A 12,371-nucleotide genomic window follows, 5' to 3' on the forward strand; every position below is an offset into this window, starting at 1 on the left:
CTTGGAAAACGCGAGACTCTCCCTTCGGCGTCGTTTGTGCAAGATGCCTGAGGGAGATCCCCTCCGCCACATCACGCAAGCCGCTCAAAACGCCCCGAATTCCCATCGACTTGCGTGCTCATGCTCACTCAAGCGGGTAGGCGGTATGGCTTCACGCGAGGGACACGGATGGCCTACCGGAAGGGCTTATCGGCGTCCGGAATGCGCAAGAAGGGATTCCACCACGTTGAAGCCGACGCAGTCGGTCGGGTCCAGCCGGCGCAGCTTGGCAAGGAGCTTTAGGGCAACGCCGCGTTCACACCGGCGAACGCTGATGAAGGCCACCGCCTTCAGCGTGAAGAGCCAAAAGCGTGCCGGTCCAGGAATCGTGAAATCGGTGTCGCCTGGCTGTACCGCGCTCCAGTCAACGTCAATTGACGCTTCCCTGGCTGCAGCTGTCAAAGCCCTGGTTGCAACTTCCTTCGCCTCGCCAAGTTCACCCCGGTTCGCATGAAACTTGTATAGCAGATAGTAGGGTGGCAGGCAGCGCGGGTGAGGAAAGAACGGCGGTCCACAATGCAGCGGTCACATCGTCACAGCGGCCGCCGCGTGTGTCCTCGATCAAGCGCAACACGGTAGGAGGCACGGCACCGCCAAACAGATCTGTCGACTCAATTCCAGTAAGGAGATTCATTGACTTGCTCCGAAACGATAAGGCTTCTGACCTTTCGTGCGGAAGGCAGAAGCCAAAACGAAGACGTTGTATTCGTCTATCCGAACTTGAACTGGATTCCGTGGCCACCCCTCGGGTACTCCCAAGAAAGGTTGTGGTGTTCCGTGCATAGAATGCGACAGCTGCCGCATTCAAGGCAGCCGTCGGTAATTAGTGTCACGGCGCCGTTGTTCTCATTCCGATAACAGGAAGCCGGGCAGACGAACGTACAGCTTTTATCTCTACATTCATTAATGCAGGTCTCAGGATTTTTTATGTGGACGTGTGGTCGGCCGACGTCAACGCGGTAACGGTTTTGGAATAGCTTCTCGTCGATGTTAACAGTCATTTTGGTCATCGGAAGGCCCTCCAGAGTTTGTATGCGTCGCCCATCAAGCCCGTTAGTGAGCGACTTTTTCGAAAACTCGCGATGACCTCACCCTTCTTGGTCTGCTTGTCGACGCCGTCGACCGTAATCATCGTTCGGGCCGCTTTAGAGACCAGATCAGGATATGTGGTGAAAAACTGTGGATTGCGATGCAAGATCTTCGGCATGTCTCGGTACTTGAATAGGTCCTTCATCACGAAGCTCTTGTCGAGCGCGGCCTTGTAGCCGGAGAGGGCGCTAGCCCGATAGCTGTGGTTTCGGGTGGATTTTGCGGCTATCGCGGTTTCCGCGGCGAGACGTCCTGTCGTCATGGCAAGATTGGAACCTTCGCGATGTGCGGAATTGACGAATCCACCGGAGTCGCCGACGATCATCCAGCCATTGCCGTACACTTCCGGGATTGCATTGAAACCCCCTTCGGGGATCAGATGCGCACAGTACTCCTTCATTTCCCCGCCGGCGATGAGCGGGGCGATGGACGGATGACGCTTCATTTTTTCAAGCAACACATACGGGCTTGTACGGTTCGAGTTGTTCTTGAAGTCGCTCAGCATACAGCCGACGCCGATTGTCAGCGACTCCTTGTTAGTGTACAGGAAGCCGGTTCCAGCCATGCCGTCGGTTATCCGCCCGACCATCTCAATGACCACTCCTTCGTTATCGGCAACGTTAAAACGCTGGCAAATTGTTTCCTCAGGCATAAAAAGAATCTCCTTCACAGCCAACGCGACATTGCTCGCCTTGATTTCGCCGTGAAAGCCTGCCTTACGTGCCAATGTCGAATTGACGCCGTCCGCAAGGACCACGATGTCCGCGTAGACATCACCGTGTTCGCGGTCGCATTGCACGCCGATAACCTGGTCTCCGTCCATAATCAAGCGATTCACCGTGGTCTCGCAGATCAGCAAAGCGCCTGCTTCACGAACTTTCGATGAAAACCACTTGTCGAACTGTGCCCGTATGATCGTGTAGCGGTTATGTGGGGGATTGTTGTAGTCCTCGCTGCGTGCGTGCGTACCCACAAACGAGGTTTCGTCGAGCATCCATAGGCGCTGCTCGATGATGTGGCGCTCGAGAGGGGCATCGTCGCGGAAGTCCGGAATGATCTGTTCCAGTGCATTGGCGTAAAGAATGGCGCCCTGAACGTTTTTGCTTCCGGGATACTCGCCACGTTCAATCTGAAGCACTTTCAGCCCGCCTTTCGCCATAACGTAGGCTGCGGCGTTGCCTGCTGGTCCAGCTCCGACCACAATTGCATCGAATTTGGGGGAAGTTATCATCTCGGTTTTCCTTACGAGTCTAGCCCCTGCGGCGTCAGGTGTTGCTTAAAGGCCTGTGTTAGTGCTGGTACTACGCGCTTTGCGTCCCCGACAACGCCGTAGTGTGCGTAATCAAAAATCGGTGCGTTCGCGTCGGTGTTGATTGCGACGATGACGTCGGAGCTTTCCATTCCGACCCGATGCTGGATCGCACCGGAGATTCCCGCGGCGATATAAAGCTTGGGCCTGACAGTTTTGCCGGTCTGTCCGATCTGGCGTTCGGCTCGGACCCAACCCGCCTGAACGCACGGGCGGCTCGCGCCGACTTCGCCACCGAGCACTCGCGCCAGCTCGAATAGCAGCTGGAAGTTTTCATGACTCTTGAGCCCCTTGCCGCCACTCACGATCACGTCCGCGTAGGCGAGGTTGATTTGATCGCTCGTCACGTCGGGGATGAAGTCAAGCAATTTAGTTACAATATTGGCCTCGATCATCCCGAGCGTTTCCTGAACGATCTCGCCACTGCGACCTTGCTGCGCCGGCGGCATGGGCATGACTCGTGGGCGCACAGTCGCCATCTGGGGGCGGGACGCGAGCGTCATGATCGTGCAGAGCAGCGAGCCGCCGAATGTCGGCCGCGTCGCAGCTAGTGCGCGCGACGCTGGATCGATATTTAGCTCAGTGCAGTCGGCTGTAAGGCCAGTCAGAAGTCGTGTTGCGACAGAGCCCGCGAGATCTCGGCCCATTGAAGTCGCCCCGAGCAACAGTATCTCGGGGCAGTACTTGCCAACCAGATCTGACAGGCCTTTCGTGAACGGTTCATTGCGATAGCCGCGTAATACCGGATCGTGGATGACATAGGCTTTGTCCGCACCCAAGGTGAATGCCTCAGCGGCAAACTGCTCGAGTGGCTCTTCAGTACCACCGAGCACCGCTACAGCGACGGTGCTGCCGAGTTTGTCGGCGAGCTTTCGGCCCTCACCGACCAGTTCCCACGATACGCTGTGCGCACGGCCACGGTCGTGCTCGATAAAGACCCACACGCCCCGATAGTCTTTCATACTGTCGGGAAGTTCCACGTTGTAGCCGTTAGCCCGTGTGATCGTCTCAGCCGGTTTTCTTTTCGAAGCAACAAGAGAATTCATGCATTCCTCTCCGTGAGCCGCAGGTCTGCCTCCAGCGTCGGATGACGAGTAAAGATCTTATGCACCAGTTGAGCCGCCGCTTCGTGGAGACTCAACTCGTCGAATTCGATCATCTCGGCGTCTTCCTCACGCGGCGTCGCGCCGAACACCTTACGTACGACGGTATGTGATCCCTTCAACCCGATCTTGCTGACGTCATCGATTCCGGCATGCTCGCGGTTCCACTTTCGTACGGGAAAGCCGGCGGCATGGATCATTCTGGGCAGTGTCGCGAAACGCAGGTCGTTCGTGTTTTCAAGCATCGTAACAAGGCATGGCAACGCAGTCTCGAGTACCTGAACGCCCCCTTCAGCGCGGCGTTCGACCATAATCGTGCGTCGGCCGAGGTCGATCTCGAGAATCCGCGACACGTAGGTAAGCAGTTGGATGCCCATGCGCGTCGCGATGCCCGGGCCGACCTGGGCGGTATCACCGTCGATCGTTTGTTTGCCCGTGAAGATCATATCCACTGAGCGTTCATTAGCGATCTGGCGGATCGCGGCGGCCAGTGCATAAGAAGTGGCGAGCGTGTCGGCGCCGGCGAACGACCGGTCGGTGATGAGCACGGCGTCGTCAGCACCGTAGCTGATGCATCTGCGCAGTGCCTCCTCTGCCTGTGGTGGCCCCATAGAAAGTATCGTGACCCACGCGCCGAAGCGGTCTTTTAGCCGCAACGCTTCTTCTAGTGAGAAGAGATCGTAAGGGTTGACGATTGCAGGCACGCCTTGCCGCATGATGGTGTTGGTCACAGGGTGAACCCGAATCTGGGCAGAATCCGGTACTTGTTTGATGCAAACGACAATATGCATTGAGGTTCTCCTGATCAGACGCCGCGGCGTGCGGACAGTGACACGCACAGGTTTTTGAGGAAGACGACATGCCGGTCGGCGCCTTCTGAAGACTTTAAGCACTCGTTGTTCAGGGGGCGTAGATACAACGAAGTCGTCGCAGGCCTTTGGCAGCAAATCATGATAGGTCAGCCGTCGCGGGGGGCGGCGGGTCGTCCTGGGTGTTCGATGTACCGAAAAAAGGTTTCATGATGTGCAGGCGGCTCAACTTCACTACTCTTATGTCAAGGGCAGCGCAAAAGAGACGCGGAAATCCTCCATAGATCAAAGTGGGCGAAGTTTCGGATACGTCCTTCTATGGGTTTGCTCCTCCTAAGTCTGTTTCTCGCTATGAGCCGCCTTCAGGACGCTCTGACTCGCGTGCTCCGTGCCTCACTCAAAAAGCGACGGAGATCGATTGCGCCAGGCGGCTGCTTATGTCGCGAGGCGAAGGCACGGATGCGAGGGAGCAGTAACGGCACAAGCCGCTCCGATACCTTCAGGCCCAAAGCGTCATATGCGTCACGCACGCCCTGAGATCCAGAATGTTTGCCGAGTACGGTAGACCGTTGCCGGCCCACCTCTGCGGGATCGAATCCTTCGTAGGTTGCGACGTGTTTGGCAAGGCCGTCCGTGTGAATTCCCGCTTCGTGAGTAAAAACGCCTCTACCAACGATGCTTTTTCCAAAGGAGACGGCGCGGCCCGACGCATGCTCGACCAGTGACGAAATACCGGGCAGCGCTTTAGTGTCGACGCCCGTATCTCGTCGCAGAAGGTGACGCGCTCCCATCACGACTTCCTCTAGCGCCGCGTTTCCGGCTCGCTCGCCAAGACCGTTGACGGTGGTGCTGGCATGTGTTGCGCCTGCCGCAAGGGCCGCTAACGTGTTGGCTGTGGCCAGCCCGAGATCGTCGTGCGCGTGGATTTCGATCTCGAGGTCCACGGCAACGCGCAGAGCTGCAATCGCGTGGTACGTCTTAAAAGGATCCAGCACACCGACCGTGTCTGCAAAACGCAAGCGTTGGACCCCGTGCCGCTCTGCGCATTGAGCGACGTCGATCACAAACGAAGGGTCCGCGCGCGAGGCGTCTTCCAAACCGAGAGAAATCGTTGCGTGAGAGCCGACTGCGATGTCGACGATGCGGGCAATTTGATTCAGAACCCACGTACGAGACTGCCGCAGCTTGTGCTGCAGATGAATGTCCGAAACAGGGATGGAGAGATGAACGATATCAGCATTGCAACTTAATGCCGCCGCAAGATCGCCTTCGGTGAGGCGTCCCCAAACGATTATGCGCGAGTCGAGATTTAACCCTGCAATTTCCGCTATGCACGCCATTTCGTCCTCGCCCATTGCGGGAATTCCGATTTCGAGTTCCGGCACGCCGGCCTGCGACAGGGCGCTTGCGATCGCGCATTTTTCCTCGACGCGAAATGCGACACCTGCAGTCTGCTCACCATCGCGCAGCGTCGTGTCATTGATAATCGGAACATGCATGTCAAGTCTCCCGAGAGGTGTCGAGAGAGTCGCAAGCATCGTGCCAATTGGACGCTACGGGCGGAGGGCGGTTCTGTTTGAACCCGAAAGGCATCATGTCGGGAATCCGGGTTTGTGATGTGAAAGTCGCGTCGGGAATGTTCCGTTTCTAACAGTGTGGTCGCGCTTACATTCGGCCGATCGGCCTATCAATGAACACGCAAGTGGTTGCTTTTCTCGCTAGCAATTCAGGTGACCAAGACAGGGCCACCGCGCCAGCGCGGCTTGATCACCCTTTGCGATGCCGACGGAGCACCGCGCTGCTCTTGGCTTGAGGAATCGGCGCTCGACGATTAGGCCTCCTCGATGTCGTCCCCTCGCACATGGTGGGTCTCGCGGTGGCATGGATTGTGCTGGAAGCAAAGGCGCCCACACTGTTCATTGCGGAGAGATATCCATGCACGATTGCGCGAATGCCGGCGCTCTGACCTCGGCCGACGGCGCCAGGACCACATCGACCATGCCATCGGTGTCGGCCGCGGATGCAATGGCCCGATCCGGCAGCTTCGATTCAAATGGCGCATCAGCCGGTTCAACTTTCTGTTCGACAGGAACAACAGAAAAGATGAGCGCGGAGGTGCGGGAGAAGATTCGAGATCACCCGTGTTATTCGGAAGAAGCTCACCGCCATTATGCGCGCATGCATGTTGCAGTGGCGCCCGCCTGCAATATCCAATGCAACTACTGCAACCGAAAGTACGATTGCTCGAACGAGTCGCGGCCCGGTGTGGTATCAGAGAAGCTCACGCCGGGTCAGGCCGTTAAAAAGGTGATGACCGTCGCCTCGAGGATTCCGCAATTGTCTGTCGTCGGTATCGCGGGCCCTGGGGACGCACTGGCCAATCCGAAGAAAACGTTCGACACCTTTCGTATGCTTCGCGAACTCACGCCGAACATTAAGCTATGTCTTTCGACGAACGGGCTTTTGCTGCCGGACTATGTCGACGAGATTTGCGACTACGGCATTGATCATGTGACGGTTACTATTAACATGGTCGACCCTTTCGTCGGCACAAAGATCTATCCATGGATATTTTGGGATCACAGAAGAGTTACGGGCGAAGAGGCCGCGCGAATCCTGCACGAGCGGCAGATGCTAGGGCTCGATATGTTGAGCGCTCGTGGCGTACTTACGAAGATCAACTCGGTACTGATCCCCGGCATCAACGACGAACACTTGGTCGAAGTGAATCGTGAAGTAAAGAGGCGAGGTGCATTTTTGCACAACATCATGCCGCTGATCTCGGATCCTGCGCACGGGACATATTTCGGCGGCCGCGGCCAGCGCGAGCCTACCGCTCGCGAGCTGAAAGACATTCAGGAGGCCTGCATGGGCGGCGCGGCGCTAATGCGCCATTGCCGGCAATGCCGTGCAGATGCCGTAGGCCTTCTGGGCGAAGACCGCCATCAGGAGTTTTCGCTCGCAAGAATTGGGCACATGGACGCTGCGGACAAGCTTGATCATGGCCGTACACGCCCACACCTCGAGGCCGAATGCGATATAGAGCGCAAGATGAAACATAAAACGCCACGCTTGTCACGAGCGACCCGGGTGCTAGGTGATGTTGAGGTGCGGATTGCCGTTGCGACGAGGGGTGGCGGGCTGGTCAACGCACATTTCGGCCATGTTTCCGAGTTCCATATTTTCCAGGTCAGCGCTGCTGGAGCCGTGCTTGTCGCGCACCGCCGCGTGGGCGCCTATTGTCGCGGCGGCGATGGCGATGAGGATGACTTGGTGCCGATTATCGACGCGATCAATGATTGCCATGCTGTGCTGGTTGCAAAGATTGGCTTGTGTCCACGGAACTCGCTATTAGAAGCGGGAATCGAACCCGTGGATACTTTCGCACACGAAACAATCGAAAAGTCCGCGCTTGCATGGTTCACCGATTATTGCGGCCGTCTCGCGACTGGCCAAATTATCCACGCGGACCGCGTCGGCGCGGCGATCCCACAAATTGGATTGACGAGGGCAGGTGAAGACGCCCCTGTTTGAGCGGCGGGTCCAGCAGTCACCCTGATGTATTCGGCTAACAGAAAACAGTGAAAAGGAGTACTTAGTATGCCACTAAAGATCGTTGCGTCCGCTTGCACTGGCTGTTCGGCTTGCGAGCCGCAATGCCCAAATGTCGCCATCAGCGAGAGAGACAGCATCTTCGCAATCGATCCGAAGAAATGTACCGTGTGTGAGGGGCAATTCGATAGTCCGCAATGCGTGGCGGCGTGCCCTGTGGATGGCTGCATCGTGCCGGCCTAGCGCCGCGGTTCCGCGTGCTTTGCGCAGCGCAACCGCGATTTTTCGATTCGACGACTTCTATATCATGTTGCCAAATTTTGCAATGACACCTGCCGCCGAAAGGTTCTTGCACCGTATCGTGCGCTTTTCCGGCCTGCCATCCGGTGCGGGCGTCCGTATTTGTGTGAATACCGGCGGTTGCTCCGGATACGAAGCCGAACTTAGCGCCGCCGCCGATGCGCAGCCCGGTGATGAGACTGCGGAGATCAATGGACTGCGGATTTTCTTGCCGGCAGAAAGTCGGCTGTTGCTCGAAGGCTTTACCGTCGACTTCGTCGAAACACAAGACAGATGTGGCCTTGCATTTAACAAGGGTAAGCAAGCATTGGGCGTCGCGGCGCGCGCGCGCGATGGCGCAGGAAAGTCGAGCGTCTCGCGCATCGATGCCAGCGCGATCGAACACGGACGTAATGCATTGCCACAGGAGGTGTCGTGAAGCGTGCATCCCCGCATTTAAATGAGCGGGGAGTGAAGGACGTTGAGAGCGACGATGCAGTCGAACTTGCTTTTCCACCGCGCTTCGTAGTTGGCGAGCGAGTGATTGCACGCACTGTGATCCGCAACGATGGTACATACAACGGTATGGCTCTGGGTGAACTCCTCGTGAGCCAAGGCGATGTCGGCTATGTCACTGAAATCGGCACGTTTCTGCAGCGGTTCTACGTCTATGCGGTTCACTTTTTTGAAAGAGACTGCCGTGTCGGAATGCGCGCGAAGGAGCTATGCACGCTCGACCGCCTGCCGCGGGATGTGCTCGCCAAATTGGGGAAGCGCGCCGACGCGCTTCGCTGGATCGGTTTGGGGCGCGCCGATATGGAGTAGGTGGATTGCGAGCAGGTGCCGACGCTGAGTGCTGAGTGCTGAGTGCATTAGGGAGCTGTTCGGTCATGGGTGGACTCCCCTAACTCATCCTGTTTGTGTGAGACGAGGAGGCATTGTACTGCGCACGCGCGGCACGTCCGCCGGTTGCCGCAGCCACAAGTGTGGAGTGAATCGCTTAACCAACCCGGGGGATATAAACGTGAAGGTCACAATCCGAAAGGATGACAATGGCGTATTCAAGGCCTACGTTCGAAAGAAAGATCTTGAGGAGCCAATCGTCTACATCGATGGTGCGCAGCTGTGGGGTGGACGTATTACGCTTGCTAACGGCTGGCAGTTTCAGTTGCCCGAACTTGCGGACGACACCACGCTTCCGGTAACTGTCGAGGCGCGGCGCGTCTCAGGCGGGCGCGAATGACATGGGCCTTACTGTGGAGCAGATTCATGCGATTAGTGAACTGGTTCTTACCGAACCGACGCTGCTGGAAGCCGCGGCAATTTGGCGAAAGCGCTATCCCGACGTCCGTGTCATTCGGCTCACCGCCGCCGAGATAACCGATGAGAAGCCCTTCATCGAGTTCCGTGGTCGCCGGGTCTATCTAGCGACATGGACAGGCGTTTGCATTAACGTGACAACGGAGGCAGCGCGAGCGGATATGCTAATACTGGCAGAGGAGGCGTTTTGCGATGGCGACTGAAGAAATCGCACGTGAGTTGGCCTAGCGCACCACGATGATCCAGTCCATTGAAACAATGAAATTGCACTGGTCTAAAGGTGCATGGGCAAACTCAAATTGAGTGAGGCTTGACTATCTATCAGCATGTCTGCATCTCTAGACGCGTCCACAATATTACGACCGAACAAAATCATGATACGACACACTTATAATAACTTAAGACGATTCTGCGCCATTTCCTTTCTTTTCGTGCTAGGCAGCTGTGCGGGCGGTAGTAGTGAGACACCGTCTTCTACGTCAGTGACGTTCGCAATTGACGTGCGCGTAGATGGTAGCCATGTTCAGAGATCGTCGCTAACGCCTGGTGGCAGGCTGGAACTGACTATTCACGCGGGGCAGAAGTTGCACCTGGAGTCTTCGACCAATACAGCAGTTTCTTGGAATCCAACTACTGCGAGTCTTGTGCCAACGGACCTCCATTCAAGCCCCTCGATGTGGGACGGAACGTTCCCGGTCGCATCTCCCGGTCAAATGACATTCATGATCACGGCAAACGAGGATTCGTCACAAACCGCGAGGCTGGTTGTGAACGTGACATCGCCGCCACAAGTGACGAGCACCAAGTATGGAAGGGAGCTTTTTGCCGCGCACGATCTCTCACAAACAAAAATCACCTCGCTGATTACCCACCTGACTGTGCCCGAGAAACCATTGGCTCAGGGAACGCTTTTTCTGTGGCCTGGCCTTCAACCGAGTCCGCGCAGCGCAAACTTCAATCCTATCGGCAACGGCGTACTGCAACCTGTATTGAGCTGGGGCAGAAGTTGTGTACCCGGCAATAAGCCGTCAGCCTATAGTACCTGGTGGGTTTCAGCTGCGTATGTCAACCTCACCGCCAAGGAGGCGGGAATTAAAGGCTGCCACGGCGGCCCCATTATGTTAGTCTCACCGGGCGACGTGCTGGAGATGGCAATGTCGCTTGATGGCGACATTTGGCACCAAACGGTCAAGGATCTGAATACCCAGCAAAGAGTAGCATTCGATATGCGCTTGCAAGGCCAAGACCAGAACTATGCGCTCTTCGAAATTGAACGATGGAACAGAGCCGCCATAAGTTCAGACGTGGTGTTTACGGACACCACGATCAGTTGGTCGGATCCGCAGCCAATGGCCTGCAGTCCACGATCGATTGGTGTGTCGGATGAATATTCGCCGGGGATTGTGACTAACGGTGGGAGGCAATGCACCATCAAAGGCATTATCCTTAGGGCGAAGGCGGAGAGGCTTGGGCCAAAACGGTACGCAGTGGGGAATGTTCGTTGAATACTGGTGGCCATGGACCTAGGCCGCTGGCGAAGAGGAAGGGTCCGCCGCGCTCGGAGATTCATGCGGAACAGGGTAAGCCCATCGTGCTGCCGACAACGGCAAGCGAACCGCAAGGAGCGCTGTTGGCGCGGTGGGTAAAGGAAAGCGGAAGAAGCGGATGTCCGTCTGTAATGGACGGGACTACAGGCTGATACATTGCGCAACACGAAAAATGGGCGGACTTCGGCATGGTCATTCATGGCGAGATAACTTGACGCCTCTTTTGAATTTCGAGTGGGTGGATTTGGCCGGGTCAAGGGCGGGCGGAAGCTCGGCGGAGCGCACCCTTGATGCGGTCAAATCCAGTCGCACGCTTGACGGCTCGAGCCGGGCAAAGCCTTGCGGCGCCTGGCTCCCGAGCCCGTCCGGCGGCAAGGACTTCCCCGCCCTAGTACTGCTGTGTCATAAAATCAGTTGCGCGCTCTATTCTCGTAGCTGAAGAGAGCCATCGTTGCATGAGCCTTTGTCCAAGCAGGCTGCGCAACGTAGTAATGGAATCAGGAACGTGGTGTTGAGCGCGCTGGACTGCCCTTGGGGATGTAATCTGAGGGAAGGGCAGGCGGCGCGCGTTCAAGGAAGTTTTTTTTACCACCTCCATCGGATTGCATTCTGAGTCGCTGAGCCATCAGAAACCCATACGCAGCGATACTCAGCGTGGCGTGGTGGTGAAAGCCACGCCACCCTCGTCCTTCATAATGACCGAGCCCGAACTCCTGCTTCAGCTCCTGATAGTCGCGCTCGATGCGCTAGCAGGCTGCTGAAGTACCGGCGGCCACGTCATCGCGGAAGACCAATGAAGCGTTGATAGAAGGCCCCCACTTGCCCCCGAAGATCATGCGCGGCGCCGACACATTCACCGAGAGTTTATTTTCCATGCGCAAGCTGGACGACTTCGTTCCGAAGTCGCATCCGTTGCGTTCGATCCGTGTGATGGCGAACGAAGCACTGGCGAAGATGGATCGGTTGTTTGCCGGGATGTACGAGGCCGACATCAAGGGTGGGCGACCGAGCATCGCACCGGAGAAGTTGCTGCGAGCCATGCTGATCCAGATCCTCTACAGCATCCGCTCGGAGCGCCAACTGATGGAGCAGGTGCAATACAACCTGCTGTTTCGCTGGTTCATCGGGTTGAGCATGGATGACGAGGTCTGGGTGCCGACCGTTTTCACGAAGAACCGTGAACGTCTGATTAAGCATGATGCGGTGATCGAATTTTGTGCGCCGGTCAAAACCGGCGAAGTGTTGTGAATGAAAGAGTCATACGTTGAAGGCCTAGCCAGCCACGGCGGCCCCGAGTCATGCGTGTGCATCCGCGAGGGTGCAG

The 12,371-nt window shown here is 56.9% G+C and carries 12 protein-coding genes and 3 pseudogenes; 8 read left to right on the forward strand and 7 right to left on the reverse strand.

The window, feature by feature from the left end:
- Window positions 1-186: 186 nt before the first annotated feature.
- The 6 genes and pseudogenes from VSR34_RS36510 to nifV all read right to left on the reverse strand — a co-directional run bounded on the left by VSR34_RS36510 (window position 187) and on the right by nifV (window position 5,848).
- Window positions 187-673: pseudogene (locus VSR34_RS36510) on the reverse strand (hypothetical protein).
- A 76-nt stretch (window positions 674-749) separates the two neighbouring features.
- On the reverse strand, window positions 750-1,049 hold the full coding sequence (locus tag VSR34_RS36515) for a ferredoxin family protein (protein WP_342965005.1): 300 nt from the start codon (window positions 1,047-1,049) through the stop codon (window positions 750-752).
- Window positions 1,046-2,359, reverse strand: coding sequence for an FAD-dependent monooxygenase (locus tag VSR34_RS36520; RefSeq protein WP_342965006.1), 1,314 nt, complete (start codon window positions 2,357-2,359; stop codon window positions 1,046-1,048). Before VSR34_RS36520 ends, VSR34_RS36515 begins: the two co-directional genes overlap by 4 nt.
- A gap of 11 nt (window positions 2,360-2,370) precedes the next feature.
- The gene (locus VSR34_RS36525; RefSeq protein ID WP_342965007.1) at window positions 2,371-3,483 is read right to left on the reverse strand and encodes an electron transfer flavoprotein subunit alpha/FixB family protein; all 1,113 of its coding nucleotides are present in this window, start codon (window positions 3,481-3,483) and stop codon (window positions 2,371-2,373) included.
- Window positions 3,480-4,331 (reverse strand): electron transfer flavoprotein subunit beta/FixA family protein, encoded by an 852-nt coding sequence (locus VSR34_RS36530; protein ID WP_342965008.1) that lies wholly within the window; start codon window positions 4,329-4,331, stop codon window positions 3,480-3,482. The genes VSR34_RS36525 and VSR34_RS36530 overlap by 4 nt, the downstream gene beginning before the upstream one ends.
- A 380-nt stretch (window positions 4,332-4,711) precedes the next feature.
- The gene (gene nifV / locus VSR34_RS36535; RefSeq protein WP_342965009.1) at window positions 4,712-5,848 is read right to left on the reverse strand and encodes a homocitrate synthase; all 1,137 of its coding nucleotides are present in this window, start codon (window positions 5,846-5,848) and stop codon (window positions 4,712-4,714) included.
- A gap of 436 nt (window positions 5,849-6,284) precedes the next feature.
- Here nifV and nifB point away from each other — a divergent pair, with 436 nt between their 5' ends.
- From nifB to VSR34_RS36570, 7 genes are all read left to right on the forward strand, one after another.
- Window positions 6,285-7,883, forward strand: a complete 1,599-nt coding sequence (gene nifB / locus VSR34_RS36540) for a nitrogenase cofactor biosynthesis protein NifB (RefSeq protein WP_342965010.1) — start codon at window positions 6,285-6,287, stop codon at window positions 7,881-7,883.
- A 66-nt stretch (window positions 7,884-7,949) separates the two neighbouring features.
- Window positions 7,950-8,144 carry a 4Fe-4S binding protein gene (locus VSR34_RS36545; protein WP_342965011.1) on the forward strand — a complete coding sequence of 65 codons (195 nt, stop codon included), beginning with the start codon at window positions 7,950-7,952 and terminating at the stop codon, window positions 8,142-8,144.
- Window positions 8,145-8,163: 19 nt separating this feature from the next.
- Window positions 8,164-8,619, forward strand: coding sequence for an iron-sulfur cluster biosynthesis family protein (locus VSR34_RS36550; RefSeq protein ID WP_342965012.1), 456 nt, complete (start codon window positions 8,164-8,166; stop codon window positions 8,617-8,619).
- Window positions 8,616-9,005: a nitrogen fixation protein NifZ gene (locus VSR34_RS36555; RefSeq protein WP_342965013.1), complete on the forward strand. Its 390-nt coding sequence runs from the start codon at window positions 8,616-8,618 to the stop codon at window positions 9,003-9,005. The genes VSR34_RS36550 and VSR34_RS36555 overlap by 4 nt, the downstream gene beginning before the upstream one ends.
- A gap of 199 nt (window positions 9,006-9,204) precedes the next feature.
- Window positions 9,205-9,423 carry a putative nitrogen fixation protein NifT gene (nifT, locus tag VSR34_RS36560; protein ID WP_342965014.1) on the forward strand — a complete coding sequence of 73 codons (219 nt, stop codon included), beginning with the start codon at window positions 9,205-9,207 and terminating at the stop codon, window positions 9,421-9,423.
- Between the two features lies 1 nt (window position 9,424).
- A complete protein-coding gene (locus tag VSR34_RS36565; protein WP_342965015.1) occupies window positions 9,425-9,703 on the forward strand; it encodes a hypothetical protein in 279 nt (92 codons plus the stop codon).
- Between the two features lie 519 nt (window positions 9,704-10,222).
- Complete coding sequence (locus VSR34_RS36570; protein WP_342965016.1) at window positions 10,223-11,005, forward strand: hypothetical protein; 783 nt, start codon at window positions 10,223-10,225, stop codon at window positions 11,003-11,005.
- 539 nt (window positions 11,006-11,544) lie between these two features.
- Here VSR34_RS36570 and VSR34_RS36575 read toward each other — a convergent pair.
- Window positions 11,545-11,793 (reverse strand): annotated as a pseudogene (locus VSR34_RS36575) (IS701 family transposase); the annotation flags it as partial.
- Between the two features lie 88 nt (window positions 11,794-11,881).
- On the opposite strand from VSR34_RS36575, the pseudogene VSR34_RS36580 reads away from it, so the two are divergent.
- Window positions 11,882-12,262: pseudogene (locus VSR34_RS36580) on the forward strand (transposase); the annotation flags it as partial.
- Window positions 12,263-12,371 lie beyond the last annotated feature (109 nt).

Origin of the sequence: Paraburkholderia sp. JHI2823 (genome assembly GCF_038900695.1) — a bacterium.
GTDB classification, from domain to species: domain Bacteria; phylum Pseudomonadota; class Gammaproteobacteria; order Burkholderiales; family Burkholderiaceae; genus Paraburkholderia; species Paraburkholderia mimosarum.